Raw genomic sequence first — 17,116 nt, 5'->3', positions numbered from 1 at the left:
ATAACTAAGGAGTTTTATGAAAAGTTCAAAAGAAATTAGACAATTATGATTAGATTTTTTTGTAAAAAATGATCATAAAATAGTAGAAACTAAATCACTAGTTCCTCAAAATGATCCTTCACTGTTATGAATTAATTCTGGAGTTGCAACTTTGAAAGATTTTTTTTCAGGAAAAAGAAAACCACCACACCCAAGATTAACTAACTCTCAAAAAGCGATTAGAACTAATGATATTGAAAATGTAGGTATTACTTCCAGACATCATACAATGTTTGAAATGTTAGGTAATTTTTCAATTGGTGATTATTTTAAAAAAGAAGCAATTGAAATGGCTTATGATTTTTTGATTAATTACTTAAATTTAGATATTAGCAGAATTTATATTACATATTTTGGAGAAGATTTAGAAACCAAGCAATATTGAAAAAATTTAGGGATCAAAGAAGAACATATTATTGCAGGATCTAGAAAAACAAACTTTTGAGATATGGGGCAAGGACCTTGTGGCCCATGTAGTGAAATTTTTTATGATCGTGGTGAAAAATTTGATTCTCGAGGAATTGAACTTTTAAAAGAAGATATTGAAAATGATCGCTATATCGAAATTTGAAACATTGTATTTTCACAATTTAATAATGATGGTAAAAATAATTATACAGAGCTTGCACAAAAAAATATTGATACTGGTGCAGGTTTAGAAAGAATTGTTTCTATTTTACAAGATGCCCCCACAAATTTTGATACAGATTTATTTATACCTATTATTAATGCTATTGAAGAAATGACAGATTTTAAATATGATCCTAATAATTACTTTACAAAAAATGCAGATCAAAAACTAATTAATACATATTTTAAAATTATTGCTGATCATATTAGAGCTGCAATAAATGCTATTAATGATGGTGTAAAACCTTCTAATGTATCTCGTGGTTATATCATCAGAAGACTGATTAGAAGAGCTTATCGTTCAGGTAAAAAACTAAACATCAAACAAAAAACATTTTTATATAAACTGGTTGATGTAGTAAAAAAATCTTTGGTATTTGATATTGATGTGGCACAAGTTTCACAAATAATTAAGGAAGAAGAAGAATTCTTTTCAGAAACAATTGATCAAGGACAAAAATTACTTGAAAAAGAAATTGCTAAAAATCCACACAATTTAGATTTTGAAGTTGCTTTTAAAATGTATGAAACATATGGGTTTCCAATTGAATTAACACAAGAAATATTAAAAGAAAAAAACATTGATTTAGATATTAATTTATTTGATGATTATTTAAAAAAACATGCAGATAAATCTCGCGGTAACAAAAAAGTTGCAATGCAAAAAGCAATTAATTCTTTAAGTTTAGTAAAAACAAAAATTTCAAAATTTATTGGTTATGATAATTTACAAACAAAAGCAAAAATTTTATTTCTAGCTAACACAGAAAAAACTGTTGATGAAATTGAAGGTAAAGCATTTTTAATTCTAGATAAAACTACTTTTTATGCAACAGGTGGTGGTCAAAAACATGATCAAGGTTATCTTTTACAAAAAGATAATAAAATTGAAATTCTTGAAGTATTCAAAGATAAACACGGAAATAATATACATGTAGTTAAAGGAAAAATTAATTTCAAAGATGAAGTAGAATGTTTTGTAAATCCCCAAAACAGAACAAAACTAGAAATTAACCATTCATCCACTCATTTATTGTTTAAAGCTTTAAGGGAAATTTATGGATCTACAATTGAACAATTAGGATCAGATAATAATGAAGAGCGACTAACATTTGACTTTCCTTTAGATCATAAACCTACAGAAAAAGAAATTAAACAAATCGAAAATTTAGTTCGTGAGTATATCAAGCAAAGTGCAAATAGAAACTACTTAGAAACTGATTTAAAAAAGGCTAGAGAGTTAAATGCTATTATGACACTTGAAGAAACTGAATATATGGATCCTAATAATGTAAGATTAGTTGAATTTGAAAATATCACAATCGATCTTTGTGGAGGAACTCATATTTATAACTCTAAGGGAATTGAAAATTTTAAAATTGTAAATGTTGAAAATAAAGGTGTTGGTATTTACAGAATTAGAGCAATTACTACAAATCAATTAATTAATAAATTTTTATTAGAAAAAAATAAGGAACAAGTTGAAATTTTACAAAAAATTGTTGACAAAAACCAAGCATTAGATAATAACTATAAATTGGAATTAACTCTAACTCAAAACTTAGAAAAAAATCTTGAAATTTTAACTAATAACATTAATGAAGCTAGAGAAATAAATAAAAAATTATTAAAACAAAAAACACAAGTTAAAACTGATGATTTAGAAATAACTTTTGAAAAAATTGGTAATTTTGATGTTTACATTAATTGTAATTTTCCTGTAGAAACACTTAAAATTATTGCCGCTGAATTAAGAGAAAAATATCCTCAAAATATTTTTGTTTTAGGATCCCAATCACAAAAACAATTACTGGTAATTTCATCAAAAGTTTTAGATTCCAACCAATTATTAAAAAATATTTTTAGTAAAGTAAACGGAAAAGGTGGTGGTTCTGCAATTATTGCGCAAGGATCTTGTGATTTAAATGATAATATTTTAAATATAGTTAAAGAAGCTATCAAAAATTATGTCTAGAATTTTAGCCTTGGATCTTGGAACAAAAACTTGCGGTTTTGCAATTACAGATGAATTAAAAGTTATTTCTCAAGCATTAGATAATTTTTTATTTGCAGAAAATCAATTTGATGAAGTAATTGAAGAAATTAAAAGATATTTTTCAATTTATAAAATTGAAAAAATAGTTCTAGGTTATCCTACAAGAATGACAGGTACTAAAAGCGAAAGAACTTTTATGGTGGAAAATTTTCATGAAAAATTAAAAAATAATTTTCAAGTGCCTATTATTTTAATAGATGAAAGATTATCAACTAAGCAAGCAAATGAAATAATGAGAATCGGTGGACTTTCACAAAAAAGAAGAAAACAAAAAAAAGATAAAATGGCTGCACAAATTATTTTAGAAAATTATTTAACAGGTGGTTAAAATGGTAAATTTAAAAGATAAAGATCGTGAAATTGAACTCCAAACAACTGATGGAAAAAAAATAATTGGACATATTTTATTCCACTATGAAGATTCAGGCTACAAATTTGTTTACTACGTTGTAGAAGATGTCATTTATGTACAAAAAGAAAATGAAATTGGTAAATTAGAAGATCTTTTAGATGATGAATATGAGATTGCTGAAAAAATTCTTGAAGCTTTTTTAGAAGAAAATGAAGTCATCGATGAAAATGATAATTCAGAAATTAGGTTAAAAAAACAGGATGAATAATATTTTATTTTGAGTACTTGCTGCTTCTGTAATTATTGTACCTACAATAGGTTTTGGTATTTTGTTTTATATAAAACACATTAACAAAAAAATTCTTGCAAAATCTCATGACCAATCTATAATAAAAAAAAATAAAGTTTTTATTCTACCTGAATATGTTGAATTTTATAAAGAATCATTTTGAACAACAGATGAAATTAATTTTTTACTAAATACAGTTAGTATAAATAATTTTTCAAACGCAGCAGTTTTAGGAAAAACAAGTGCTTTTGAACTTTTAGTTTTAGCTAATCAACTAAAAATTAATGCTTATGCATTTGAAAAAGATTTAGTAGATCCATATAAAGAATATATAGAAAATACAATTTTATTTCCTAATAAACTTTTTTTACTAAACCAAAATCAAATTCCAAAATTAGATTTTATAGTTTTAAAAAATATACCAGAAGCAGACTTTAATAATAATTTTGACTTAGCTTGGAAAAACTTACGCGCTTTAGGAATCATTATAATTATCAATATTCCTAAAAAAGTAAAAAAAGAATTTTATGAATATCTAAAGCTAACAGGAATTAGATTTGAAGAAAGAAAAACAGAAAACAATTCAATTTTATTAATTACAAAATAAGTTCTTTTTTGTTAAAATTTATTAACATTATTTAAAATAATAAAATAGACTAATTATCAGGAGAATTATGATCCAAACAAAAAAAGATCAATTTTTTTTAACACAAGAAAGTTTAGATGCTTACAAAGCAGAATTAGAAAATTTAATCACTGTTGAACGTACTAAAGTAATTGAAGAGATTAAAGAAGCTAGAAGTCAAGGTGATTTATCAGAAAATGCTGAATATGATGCAGCTCGTGAAAAACAAGGAATAATTGAATCAAGAATTGCTGAAATTGAATATATTTTAAGTAGAGCACAAATTTTAAAATCTTCAAATGCTAAAACTGTTTCATTAGGTTCAAAGGTTAAAGTTTTAAATTTAAATACACAAGAAGAATTATCATTTCAAATTGTGGGTAGTTTAAATGCCGACCCCTTTGAAGCAAAAATTTCTAACCTTTCTCCTTTAGCTCAAGCTATTTTGGGTCATAAAAAAGATGATGAAGTTGAAGTAGATGCACCAGAAAAATACACTGCAAAAATTCTAGAAGTTTCAAAATAATAATAATAATAATAATAATAATTTTAAAAAAAGGCACAAAAATATGCCTTTTTTATTTTCTATTTTTTTCTGAAAAAATTCATATTTTTACCTACAAAAATTTAAATAAAATTCAAAAAATCCTAATTTCTTCATTTTTTTGTTTTATAATAAATTTATAGGTTTAATTATTTTTTTAGGAGTTTATATGACCAAAAAAACAGACGTTTTAATTATTGGAGGAGGTATTATTGGTTGTTCAATTGCATGGTATCTTTCAAAATATAATACTAAAACCTTATTAGTAGAAAAAAACCCTGTATTTGCAGATGAAACAACCAGAGGTAATTCAGGAGTTATACATTGTGGTTTTGATGCTGAATCACACAAAATTGAAGCATCGCTAAATGTTAAAGGAAATCAAATATGAAAAGAAGAAATTTTTCCACACTTTAAATTCTCAAGAGCTAAAGTTGATTCTTTAGTAATTGCATTTAATAAAGAAGAGGAAGAACACATCGAAATGCTCTACAAAAGAGGTTTGACAAATAAAGTTCCACCTGAAAAAATGAAAATTATTTCGCAAAAAGAATTACTGCAAAAAGAGCCTAATATAAATCCTGCCGCGTCCAAAGCACTATTATGTACAAATTCATATGCAATTGATCCAGTGCAAGCTTCTTTAGAATTTTTAGAAAAAGCTGAAAAAAATGGAGTTGAAAAACTTTCAAATGCAGAAGTTACCAACATCAAATTTGATGGCACAAAATTTACAGTATTTCTAAAAAATAAAGAAATAATTGAAACGAAATACATCATTAATGCGGCAGGACACTATGCAGATGTGATGGCAGAAATTGCAGGTTATCCAGATTTCAAACAAACAACAAAAAGAGGTCAATACAGAATATTGGAACGTAATTTAAAAATAAATGTTAATAATATTTGTTTTAAAGTTCCAACTCTTCATGGTAAAGGTGTAATAGTTGCGCCTATGTTAGACGGGCATACACTCGTTGGTCCAACTGCTGAAGATGGAGTGTTAAAAGAAGAAACAAGATTGGTTACTCAAGAAAAATATGAATGTATTGGAAAAATTGGAAAAGAAATTATTCCAAATTTAGAAATAGAAAAAACAATGATGACTCTAGCAGGATCAAGACCGATTGATATTAAAACCAATGATTTTGTTATAGGTCCTGCTAAAGAAAACAAACAATTTATTAATGCGGCAGGAATGCAATCTCCAGGTTTATCTGCAGCACCTGCGATTGCAGAATTAATTATTGAACACTTAAAAATTACAGGATTAAAATTAGAAAAATAAAAAGGATATTATGGATAAAAAATATATTATTGCTTTAGATTCAGGGACAACATCATGCCGTTCATTATTAATCGACAAAGAAGGAAATATTGTTACAACTTCACAAAATGAATTTACACAATATTTTCCTAAATCTGGTTGAGTAGAACATGATGCACTTGAAATTTGAAATACACAACTTTCAACAATGCAAAGTGTAAAAAATAAAGCTAAAGTTAAATCATTTAATATTGAAGCCGTTGGAATTACAAATCAAAGAGAAACCGTAGTACTTTGAGATAAAGAATCAGGACTACCAATTTACAATGCAATTGTGTGACAAGATAGAAGAACAAGTGAATTTTGTGACAGCTTAATTGCTGAGAATAAAGCTGAATTTTTTAGGGGAAAAACAGGATTAATAATTAACCCTTATTTCAGTGCAACAAAAATAAGATGAATTTTAAAAAATGTTCCAGAAGCTAAAACGAAGTTAGCGCAAGGTAAATTATTAGCTGGAACAATTGACACTTGATTAATTTGAAAATTGACAAATGGTAAAGTTCATGCAACTGATGTATCTAATGCATCAAGAACTATGCTATTCAATATTCATACTCAGCAATGAGATCAAGAAATTTTGGATTTATTAGAAATACCCAAATCAATTCTTCCAGAAGTAAAAGCATCTTCTACACACTATGGTTTTGTAGAAAGAGATTTTTGATCAAAAACAGCGCAACATGATGTGCCAATTACAGGAGTTGCAGGTGATCAACAATCAGCTTTATTTGGACAAATGTGTACAGAAGTTGGAATGGTTAAAAATACTTATGGTACAGGATGTTTTACCCTTGTAAACACAGGTGAGAAAGCTGTTACAAGTAAAAATAAATTGTTAACAACTATTGCTTGAAAAATTGGTGATCAAAAAACTATTTATGCATTAGAAGGTTCTGTCTTTGTTGCTGGAGCTGCCATTCAATGACTAAGAGATTCACTAAGAATTTTATATAACGCAGCAGAAAGTGATTTTTTTGTTTCACTTGTCAAAGATGATCAGAGAGTTTACGTAGTACCTTCATTTACAGGTCTTGGAGCTCCTTACTGAGATTCATATTCAAGAGGTGCAATTTTTGGACTAGAAAGAGGAACAAAAATTGAACACATTATCAAAGCTACACTTGAATCTATTGCTTATCAATCTAATGATTTAGTTTTAGCAATGGAAAAAGATTTAGGAGAAAAGATTAAATTATTAAAAGTTGATGGTGGAGCTTCACAGTCAAATTACTTAATGCAATTCCAGTCATCGATTTCAAATTTAAAAGTTGAAAGACCAAAAAATACAGAAACAACAGCCATGGGTGCAGCTTATTTAGCTGGTTTAGCAACAGGTTATTGAAAAAATATTGAAGAAATTAAATCTATTACAAAAATTGATAAAGTTTTTGAACCACAATTTCAAGCTGAAGAATTAACTTTATTGAAAAAAGGCTGAAATGAAGCTGTAAAAAGAACATTAAATTGGACAAAGGATATAGAATAATATGAATATTGATGTTTTAGGAGAATTTTTAGGAACCTTAGTTCTTATTTTGTTAGGTAATGGTGTTGGTATGTCCGTTTCATTAAAAAGAGCATATGCCAATCAATCCGCTAAGTGGGTATTAATTTCATTTGCATGAGGTTTTGCAGTATTATTTGGTGTAATTGTTGCACAATCTCTTTGAGCGCCTGGACACTTAAACCCTGCAGTTTCATTATTTGCAGTAGTTTCAGGAGGTATTAGTTTTCCAACTTTCATTTTTTATGTAATTGTACAAGTTTTAGGTGCTTTTACAGGGCAAACAATACTTTATTTAATAAACTACAAAAATATCATAGAAACTAATGATTGAGCAATCGTTAAAGGGAATAGCTTTACAGCTCCTAACTATAGTAATTTCAAAGAAAAAGGTTTATGACAAAATCTATCTTATGAATTTGTAGCAACCGCAGTTTTAATTGGTTTAGTTCTAGCATTTGGACGTGGACTAAATGAAACTAGTTTATCAGCACTAGGACCCTTACCAGTAACCTTATTAGTGGTATCAATCGGTATGTCACTGGGATCAGTTACTGGATATGCAATTAATCCAGCTCGTGATTTTGGACCTAGAGTTGCATTTTACCTATTTAGTACTTTTGTATGAAAACAAACAAAAGTTACTCCAGATTGATCATATAGTTTTGTACCAGTTATTGCACCTTTAGCTGCAGGATTAGTAATTGGTGGATTAGCTTGAGCTTAAAAATAAATTTATAAAAAAGATTAAATATAAAAATGTACTATCCAGTGCATTTTTTTTATAAATATTCTACTCCATCTTTTTTTGCTCAAGGTTTTTCTTTGTTAATTCTATCAATAAATAATTTTCCTTGTAAGTGATCTAATTCGTGTTGAAAAACAATTGCTAAATAACCAGATGCTCTAAAAGTTACATATTGTTTTTGAAAATAAGAATAAGCTTTAACAACTATTTTATTTTTACGAACAACATAACCATTTTGATGTTCATAACTATCAGGTACACTTAGACATCCTTCTCCCATAGAAAGGGCAACCTCTGCTTCTGAATAACCTAAAATTTGAGGATTAATAATAACATCCTTGAATCCAACATCATTACTTTTTTCAGGAGGCAAATAAATATAAAACATATTTTTTAAAATTCCATATTGCACAGCAGCAACACCAACTCCTGGACGATAAATTTTTTGTCCTGGTTCTTGAGAATAATCAATATGTTTTATCATTTGTTCTGCTAAATCAATATCTTCTTGACTTAATGGTAAGAGAACATCTTGAGATTTTTCTCTCAAAACTTTTTTAGGGAATTGTGGTAAATATACGGGCTTAATATTCATGTTTTTAATTATACAATAACAGAAAATGAAATTAAAATTAAGTATAAATATAAAAATTATTAATCTTTATTTTTGTATTTTGAATATAAAATTTTAATTTTTTGAAAATGTTTTAAAGCAGAATTTAAAATAAGTCTAAAAATACTGGTGTAATTTTTTAATTTTTCCTCAATATTGTATTTTTCTAAAAAATTAAAAACTGTGTCCATAACAGACAGATATTCCTGAAAATTTTTAATTACTTTATTACCTTGTAATCTGATAAAACAATGAATAAATAATTTACCTATAACCATTTCTTCTATTTTTGTTTCATTTTTTCATTTATTTAGTAAATTATATTTTTCTAAATTTTCATATAAAAAATTTAAATTACTAAATAAATCTTTGAATTTTTTAGGATTATGGATTCTAGAAAGACCCGACATATTAACATCATAGACCAATGTGTATTTATCAATAAAACCAACATTTTTTGCAAGTGATAACATAAGACCTACAACAGGAATATCTTCATAATTTTTGTCATTAGCAAAATTTAAATTTAGTGATTTAAATCATTTAGTATTAATTGCTTTATTTCAAACAAAAAACCCTGTTCTTTCAATTCATAATAATCCAATATTGGAATTATTATCTAAGTTTTTTTTAAAGGAATAAAAATTAGAAATTACATTTGGAATATATACAGTTTTGGCAAAACTCATGCGATTTTTTGCTAAAACTACATCATATTTTTTAGTTTGAATTTTTTTATTAAAATGATAGATTGCTCTAGGATAAAATTTGTCATCAGGATCTAAGAAAATGAAATATTCAGTTTCCACCTTTTCTATTAAAAAATTTCTTACATAAGAAATACCCTGATTTTTTTCTAATCTAAAAATTTGTAAATCATTAAAATGATTACTATTATTTTTTTGAAAATCTATTAACATTTCAAATGTTGAATCTGTTGATTTATCATCAACAAAGATTAAAAAAAATTTTTTGTCTTTTTGCTTTAATAAGGATTTAAAAAGTTTTTTTAAAAATTTTTCCTTATTAAAGCATGGTATCAATATAGTTAACTTGTTTTTCATAGAAACCAACTTTATATTTTTATTTACATGTAAACGCACAAGTTTCATGTTTGACAATTATACTTTAATATTTTTTATAAAAGTTGTAATAAAAAACCAACCATTATTATAATGAGTGGTTTTTTATTTATAGTTTTTTAAATATTGCTTAATTTTATTAGCAAGATTTTTAATATCTTTGTCATTGCAAACACTAGGAATACCAATTCTTGTATGAGTGTGTGTTCTTTTTAAGCGACCAATTTCAAAATAAATATTATGATTAATATTTATAAAATCTCGCATATGTTTTGCATCAATGTGTGCAGGAACTTTCATTACTAATAAATTTTTAGAAAAATCTCCTTCAACTGCTTCTTCAAAACCCAGTTTAAGTAATTCATTTTTTAAAAATGTATATCTTTTTAAAGTGTCTTTTCTAATTTTTTCAATAGAAATATTTAGCAGTACATCAGCACTTGCTTCTAAAGCTAAAATTAAAGAAACTGCAGGAGTAAAAGGAGTTTGTTTGTAATTTTGATAAAATTCATGATATTTTCTTAAATCAAAATAATATCGCGGATTATTAACTTGATACATTCTTTTAACAGCTTTTTCTGATAAACAAACTACAGATAATCCTGGAGGTAAACCAAAAGCTTTTGAAGTAGAACCTGTTGCAGCATCCACATTTCATTCTTCAAATTTTAATTCTTCTGCAATTATTGCAGACACAGAATCAACAACTAGTAAAATATCTGTATTTTTAGTTAGTTCACCTAATTGTTTCAAATTATTTAAAACACCAGTTGATGTTTCATGGTAAGTTACAAAAATTGCCTTAATATCTTTATGTTCACTTAATGTTTTTTTTACTTGTGAAAGCTTATAAGTTTTTCCTAAATTATATTTAAGTTCAATGATATTTTCAAAATTAAACGTTTCAAACATTTCTTTGAATCTTTCACCAAAATCCCCTGTATTAATTAGTAAAATTTTGTCATTTTGATTTACTAAATTAACTACTAATGATTCCATAACTCCTGTGCCAGAAGTTGTAACTAAATAAGGGTATGAATTAGGAGCTTCAAAAATAATTTTCATTTTTTCTACTGTACTTTCAATGTACTTAGTCATTAATTGAGAACGATGATGCACAATTCCTTTTGAAAGAATTTCAGAAGTTTCGGGAATAATATTAGTTGGACCAGCTGTAAATAATAAAGTTTCTGAATGGTTCCGATATGAAGGATCAATTTTTAAAAGATCATTATAGTTATCTAGTTCATAAAAATCATTTTCTGAAATTTGTTCTAATATAAACTTTTCTGCTTGACCAAACAAAAAAGTTTCTGCAAAATTCTGCTGATTTTTTCCATTTTTTTCATAAAAATAATTGTCAATTTTAGTTCTGATTTGATTAGCTAAAATATGATTTACATAAAAAATTCCTGTTCAAATAAATTTATTTTGTGAATTTTTTACAAGAGTATGAGATGTGACTTTATTTTTTGCATTAATTTTAAAAACTCATTCACTTTTCTTAGTTTTAGATAAAGCACCAAACATTACAGATTTATTACTATGCTGATAAATTTTATTAATTAATTTTGAAAAAATATCTTTTTTTAAAAAAATATCACCCTCAATGTAAAGAGTGTTATTTCAATATTTTTTAGAAACCAGCAAAGATCCAATATTATTAGCTGTATTTCAATGTTTATTGAAAATTAGTTTAACATTATATTTTTTTTCCAAATATTTAAATTGATGTGCTAAATAACCAACAACTACATAAATCTTTTTTATATTGTTTTTCAAAAGAAATTTAATATTTCTTTCAATCATTGGTTCTTTATGAACTTTAATTAAAGGTTTTGGACAATGTTCTGTAAGCGGGCTCATTCTAGAACCCTTTCCTGCAGCAAAAATAATAGCATTTTCTATTTTAAATTTCATTGTATTCATTTCTCTTTTCTATTTTCTCTCTTGACCTTAAATAAACTAGTGTGTCTAATTTTATTATCAATTGGTGTCATATAATTTGGACCAAACCTTTTTAAAAGCACTTCGTGAGCATTTTTATAAACTTTAATTGAAGTATTTTCAAACGCTATTTCTTTGGTTTCTATTATTTCGAGTGGTAATAACCCTGTTTTTCAGTTTTTCTTTAAAGGAAAATCAAGAACAATATAGTTCTCACCATTGCTATCTTCAATTTGATGAATTAATTCACTTATAGATTGTTTTCTAATGAAAAACAAAAAAATATTAGCTAAAAATTGTAAAGTATTTTTACTAAATTTATTTTTGGTAAAGATACCATTAACTCATAATTTTGCAAAAATTAACTTTCATTTCAATGAATATAATTTTTTAGATTTTAAATGATTGGTTTTAACTAAAATAAATAAATCAATAAATAAATCACTTCCTGGAATATTTCATTTTGCAAATCAAAAAGGTGAATTTTCCAAATCACTTACTAAAATATTATCTTTATAATTTTCTTTTAAAAATTGAAATGTTTCAAAAGAAATAATTAAATCCATATCATCATCTCATGGAATAAATCCTTTATGTCTAATTGCACCTAAAAGAGTTCCAAAATCTGCAGAATATCATAAATTATTGTCATCTAAAATTTTCTTTAATTTTTCAAAAAGAATTAAAATATTTTTTTGTTTTTCTAACATATTAAAAAAATTATACTTTATTATTAATACAACTTAATGTTAATTTATTAACTATAAAACGTTGAGCATATTGAATCATATAAATATTTAATATAATTAAGTTTATGTTAAAATTTTATGAGCTTTTAACTTTAAAAAGAGGAGCGAAATATGAATCCTAATTTTAGTCAACTAAAAAAAGAAATAATTGAAATTGTTTCAACAACTCCTGGAGTGCAGGGATTTGTTAATTTTGATTTAGAAAATAATGACATGGATTTTTCTATTTTAAAAACAAGATTAGAAGATTCGATTTTTATCCTAGAAACTAACAAAGGTTTAATTGTTAAAATTATGATAGTTATTAACTACAAAATTAATGTTAAAACAATAATTCGAAGTGTGGATCAAGCAATTGCAGCAGTTTTCAAAAAAACAAATCATAAATTTTACTATACAGATATCTATGTGAGAGGCGTAAAAAGATAATCATGAATATCATTAATATAGAAACTTTCAAAAAAATTCTTATTTCTGCTGCTAATAATATGAGCAATAATAAAGAAAGAATCAATTCTTTAAATGTTTTTCCTGTTCCTGATGGTGACACAGGAACTAATATGTCTGCAACACTTATGTCAGGTGTTAAAAATTTAGACAATAGTGAACTTAACAGTATTTCTTCAATCATTTTTAATGTATCTAGAAATATGTTATTAGGAGCCAGAGGAAATTCTGGGGTTATTCTTTCCCAAATTTTTAAAGGCTTTGCAGATTCACTAGAACAAATTCAGCATGAAATTACTAATTTTGATCTAGTCCGTGCTTTTCGATCGGCAACCACTAAAGCTTATCAATCAGTTTTAAAACCGGTTGAAGGAACTTTATTAACAGTTATTAGAGAAATTGCCGAAGGATTAGAAAAAAGTGTTGTTTCAATTACACCAATTGAAACAGTTCTAAGTGATGCTTTAAAGTTCGCGCGTTTAAGTTGTGATAATACACCAAATTTATTACCGGTTTTAAAAGAAGTAGGAGTAACAGATTCTGGTGGCGAAGGTTTAATTTGTATCATTGAAGGAATGTTAAAAGCAGTCCAAGGAAATTTTGTTGAAATTTCTAATTCAAAAGAAAAATTTGATAATTTAATTTCTAATCAAGAAATTTATAATGGAGAATTTGGTTATTGTACAGAAGTAATTATTGATTTATTAAAACCAACTAAATTTAAAAAAGATGACTTTGTTGACAAAGTTGAGAAAAAAGCAAATGCTACTTCATTGGTGGTTGTACAAGATGATAGCATTTTAAAAGTTCATGCTCATGTTTTAGTACCTGGAAATTTTTTAAATATTTGTCAAAAATATGGTGAATTTTTAAAAATTAAAAGTGAAAATATGACTGAACAAGCTAATGAATCTAAAAATTATATTAAAGATACCTCTTATGTAAAAAAAATGAAATCAGGTATTATTTCATGTAATACAGGACAAGGGATAATCAATATTATGAAGGAAAATGGAGCTCATTTCATTATTGAAGCTGGGCAATCTTCTAATCCTTCAATTCAAGATATTTTAAATGCCATAAATAATGTTAATGCAGAAGTAGTATTTATTTTACCTAATAATTCAAACATTATTCTGGCAGCACAACAAGCAGTACAAACTATAAAAGATAAAAAAGTTATTGTAATTCCAACAAAATCACAAATGCAAGGAATTACAGCAATTATGCATTTTAACGAAGAAACCAATTGAGAAGATAACAAAGAATTAATGGATGAAGTTATTAAAAATGTCAAAACAATTGAAATAACGAAGGCATCCAGAACGACTAATATAAATAATGTAAAAGTTTATGAAGGTGAATTTATTAGTATTTTAAATGGGAAAGTAATACATTCACAAAAAAGTGCGATTAAAGCTGTTATTAAAGGAATTAAAGCTGCAGTTGATGATGATTCAGAAATTATAACAATTTACTATGGCGCTGAAGCATCACAGCAAGATGCTGATGAAATAGTAAATTATATTGAAGAAAATTACGATGTAGCTGTAGAAATTAAATCTGGTAATCAAGATATTTACGATTTTTTTATAAGTGTTGAATAAAAGGGGTAAAAAATGAAAAATATTATTTTTGATGTAATGGGTAATGATAATGGAGTTGAGGCAGCTGTTTTAGCTTCACAACAATTTTTAGAACTAAATTCAAACTATCAAATTACTTTAGTTGGGGATGAAACAGAAATTAAAAAATATTTAGATTCAAAATTTAAAAATATTGTTATTGTGCATGAGCCTAACGTTTCTAAAAAAGGAACTAATTTACGTGAAAGTACCAAAGAACAAACTTCAATGAATAAAGCATTAGATTTATTAAAAGAAGATAAAGGAGATGCGGTTTTATCTTCAGGTGATTCAGGTAGTTATTTAGCTGCTGCAACATTCAAGCTAAAAAGATTAGAAAATGTTTCTCGTCCTGCATTTATGCCAATGATTCCACAATTAGAAGATAATAAATTTTTCTTATTATTAGATGCGGGTGCAAATTTAGAAGTTAAAGCAAGTTACTTTTTAGAATGAGCAAAAATTTCAAGCATTTTTTATACTATTTTATTTGGAAATGCTCAACCAAAAATTGGTTTACTAAACATTGGTACAGAAGATTATAAAGGTTTAGAAAGCCATATTGAAGCTAATAAATTATTACAATCTCAATTAGGAGAAAATTATCAAGGTTTTATCGAATCACGCAATTTGTTAGATCAAGATATTGATATTGTACTTTCTGATGGTTATGCAGGAAATGTAGCTTTAAAGGCAATGGAAGGGACAATTATGACCTTCTCAAAATTATTAAGAAAAAAACTTACAGCCTCATTCATAAGAAAAATAGCCGCTTTAATTTTAAAACCAGCATTTAAAGAAATAAAAGAAAAATTTGATTATCGAAATGTCGGAGCTGCTTGAGTGGTTGGCGTGAAAGGTGTTGTTCTAAAATCACATGGTTCAAGTGATCAAAAAGCTTATATAGGAGCATTAAACCAAGTAAAAAAAGCTTTAGAAAATGATGTCTTAAACAAAATCGAAACAGAACTTAAAAAAATGGCATAAAAGCCATTTTTTAATTTATTAATCCCTCAATTTTGTTTTTAATTTTTAAAAAATTATTTTGAGCATTTTGTTTATTTTTATCAATTAAAAATATATAAAATTTAATTTTAGGTTCAGTTCCTGAGGGGCGCAAAGAAATTCAGGCATTATTTTCTAGTTGAGCTATCAACATATCTGTGGGTTCTATTTCACCAATTTTTTGATTATAGTCTAAAAAATTAATTAATTTAATTCCAAAATTTGTTTTAGCAAATTTTTCTTTTAACTCTGTCAATTGACTTTCATGATTTAAATCAATTGAAATGGTTTCAGAAATGACATATCCATATTCTTGGTAAATATTTTCTAAAACATTTAAAAGACTTAAATTTTGTTTTTTATAAAAAGAAGTCATTTTACTTAAAATTACAAGACTTTGTAATGCATCTTTATCAAAAGAAATTTCTTTATCAATTAAAGAACCGTAGCTTTCTTCGAAAGCAAATAACATTTTTTTGTCTTGGTTTTGATTATTAATAATTTTTCCAGCTCACTTAAATCCAGTATTGATAGGATAAGTTTTTATGCCCATTTTTTCTGCCATAATTTTAGGCAAAGAAGAGGAAACAATTGAATAAATTAAGTAATATTTAGTTAAATCTTGATCTTTATTAATTTCTAATAAATATTGAAAAATCAAAGTTGCTGTTTCGTTTCCTGTTAATGAAACATAATCTTTTTTTTCTTCATTTCATACACCTAAACCAACACGATCTGCATCAGGGTCTGTAATTAATACTATGTCTGCTTTATGTTTTTTTCCTACTTCATTAACCTCACAAAAAGCTAAAGGATTTTCAGGGTTTAGGCTTTGGCAATAAGTAAAATTTGGATCATTAGCCATTTGATTTTTCACTAAAAAATAATTAACTTTTAGTTTTTGAAAAATTTTTTCTCCTAATTTAGCCCCTGTACCATTTAAAGGAGAAAAAGCTATAGAAATATCAGAGCAGTCTAAATTGGAATCACCAATTTTTAGAATGTCTTCTAAGTATTGATCAAAAATTTTCTGTTTAATATAGGAAATATTTTTATTTAGAGAAAATTCAAATTTTTTATTTAGATAAAAATTATATCCTTTAAATAAAGGAGTAATTTTATCAATTTCATCAGGTAGCATTTGTGAACCAAAATAATTATAAAATTTTAATCCATTAAAGTTTTTAGGATTATGACTTGCAGTAACATTAATACCTGCAATTGCATGATATTTTTTAATTGCATAACTTATAACGGGAGTGGGGCAAATATCTTCAGAAAAATAAACTTTGATATTGTACTGATCTAAAATGGCAGCCGCAGCTTGAGCAAATTCTAATGATCGATCTCTGCTATCTCTCCCAATCACCACACCTCTTTGTTGCGCATCAGAAAAATTATTAATTAAATATTGAGCTAATCCCTCAACAATATTGTAAACATGAAAAATATTTAGGTATTTTTCACCTTGACCTAAAATACCTCTAATTCCTGCTGTACCAAATTCTAATTTTTGCATTTTTTTTATTCC

Annotated in this window: 16 protein-coding genes; 11 read left to right on the top strand and 5 right to left on the bottom strand. The window is 26.2% G+C overall.

What is annotated here, in order from left to right; all coding sequences use genetic code 4:
* The first annotated feature begins 16 nt into the window (after positions 1-16).
* From alaS to NV226_RS02815, 8 genes are all read left to right on the top strand, one after another.
* Positions 17-2,644: an alanine--tRNA ligase gene (gene alaS / locus NV226_RS02850; protein WP_258210813.1), complete on the top strand. Its 2,628-nt coding sequence runs from the start codon at positions 17-19 to the stop codon at positions 2,642-2,644.
* Complete coding sequence (ruvX, locus tag NV226_RS02845; protein WP_258210812.1) at positions 2,637-3,053, top strand: Holliday junction resolvase RuvX; 417 nt, start codon at positions 2,637-2,639, stop codon at positions 3,051-3,053. The genes alaS and ruvX overlap by 8 nt, the downstream gene beginning before the upstream one ends.
* Position 3,054: 1 nt before the next feature.
* On the top strand, positions 3,055-3,345 hold the full coding sequence (locus tag NV226_RS02840) for a hypothetical protein (protein WP_258210811.1): 291 nt from the start codon (positions 3,055-3,057) through the stop codon (positions 3,343-3,345).
* A complete protein-coding gene (locus NV226_RS02835) occupies positions 3,338-3,973 on the top strand; it encodes a BC85_0335 family putative methyltransferase (protein ID WP_258210810.1) in 636 nt (211 codons plus the stop codon). Before NV226_RS02840 ends, NV226_RS02835 begins: the two co-directional genes overlap by 8 nt.
* A gap of 67 nt (positions 3,974-4,040) precedes the next feature.
* A complete protein-coding gene (gene greA, locus NV226_RS02830) occupies positions 4,041-4,517 on the top strand; it encodes a transcription elongation factor GreA (protein WP_258210809.1) in 477 nt (158 codons plus the stop codon).
* A 187-nt stretch (positions 4,518-4,704) separates the two neighbouring features.
* Positions 4,705-5,823 (top strand): type 2 glycerol-3-phosphate oxidase, encoded by a 1,119-nt coding sequence (gene glpO / locus NV226_RS02825; RefSeq protein WP_258210808.1) that lies wholly within the window; start codon positions 4,705-4,707, stop codon positions 5,821-5,823.
* Between the two features lie 10 nt (positions 5,824-5,833).
* Entirely contained in the window at positions 5,834-7,351 is a 1,518-nt protein-coding gene (gene glpK, locus NV226_RS02820; RefSeq protein WP_258210807.1) for a glycerol kinase GlpK, read from the top strand.
* 1 nt (position 7,352) lies between these two features.
* Positions 7,353-8,096, top strand: coding sequence for an MIP/aquaporin family protein (locus NV226_RS02815; RefSeq protein ID WP_258210806.1), 744 nt, complete (start codon positions 7,353-7,355; stop codon positions 8,094-8,096).
* 55 nt (positions 8,097-8,151) lie between these two features.
* On the opposite strand, the gene def is transcribed toward NV226_RS02815, so the two are convergent.
* From def to NV226_RS02795, 4 genes are all read right to left on the bottom strand, one after another.
* Positions 8,152-8,712: a peptide deformylase gene (gene def, locus NV226_RS02810; protein WP_258210805.1), complete on the bottom strand. Its 561-nt coding sequence runs from the start codon at positions 8,710-8,712 to the stop codon at positions 8,152-8,154.
* Between the two features lie 59 nt (positions 8,713-8,771).
* The gene (locus tag NV226_RS02805; protein ID WP_258210804.1) at positions 8,772-9,794 is read right to left on the bottom strand and encodes a glycosyltransferase family 2 protein; all 1,023 of its coding nucleotides are present in this window, start codon (positions 9,792-9,794) and stop codon (positions 8,772-8,774) included.
* Between the two features lie 123 nt (positions 9,795-9,917).
* Entirely contained in the window at positions 9,918-11,732 is a 1,815-nt protein-coding gene (locus NV226_RS02800; RefSeq protein ID WP_258210803.1) for an aminotransferase class V-fold PLP-dependent enzyme, read from the bottom strand.
* Positions 11,717-12,469 (bottom strand): LicD family protein, encoded by a 753-nt coding sequence (locus tag NV226_RS02795; RefSeq protein ID WP_258210802.1) that lies wholly within the window; start codon positions 12,467-12,469, stop codon positions 11,717-11,719. Before NV226_RS02795 ends, NV226_RS02800 begins: the two co-directional genes overlap by 16 nt.
* A 150-nt stretch (positions 12,470-12,619) precedes the next feature.
* Between NV226_RS02795 and NV226_RS02790 the strand changes: the two genes are divergently transcribed.
* From NV226_RS02790 to plsX, 3 genes are read left to right on the top strand one after another with little or no spacing between them, the layout of a single operon-like run.
* The gene (locus NV226_RS02790; protein ID WP_258210801.1) at positions 12,620-12,937 is read left to right on the top strand and encodes a hypothetical protein; all 318 of its coding nucleotides are present in this window, start codon (positions 12,620-12,622) and stop codon (positions 12,935-12,937) included.
* A 2-nt stretch (positions 12,938-12,939) separates the two neighbouring features.
* Entirely contained in the window at positions 12,940-14,562 is a 1,623-nt protein-coding gene (gene fakA, locus NV226_RS02785) for a DAK2 domain-containing protein (RefSeq protein WP_258210800.1), read from the top strand.
* Positions 14,563-14,574: 12 nt separating this feature from the next.
* Positions 14,575-15,567 carry a phosphate acyltransferase PlsX gene (plsX, locus tag NV226_RS02780; protein ID WP_258210799.1) on the top strand — a complete coding sequence of 331 codons (993 nt, stop codon included), beginning with the start codon at positions 14,575-14,577 and terminating at the stop codon, positions 15,565-15,567.
* Positions 15,568-15,577: 10 nt separating this feature from the next.
* On the opposite strand, the gene NV226_RS02775 is transcribed toward plsX, so the two are convergent.
* Positions 15,578-17,104: a phospho-sugar mutase gene (locus tag NV226_RS02775; RefSeq protein ID WP_258210798.1), complete on the bottom strand. Its 1,527-nt coding sequence runs from the start codon at positions 17,102-17,104 to the stop codon at positions 15,578-15,580.
* Between the last annotated feature and the right edge of the window lie 12 nt (positions 17,105-17,116).

This window comes from Mycoplasma iguanae (genome assembly GCF_024722375.1).
GTDB lineage: Bacteria > Bacillota_I > Bacilli_A > Mycoplasmatales > Metamycoplasmataceae > Mycoplasma_M > Mycoplasma_M iguanae.
This window is presented reverse-complemented; position numbering and strand designations above follow the sequence as displayed.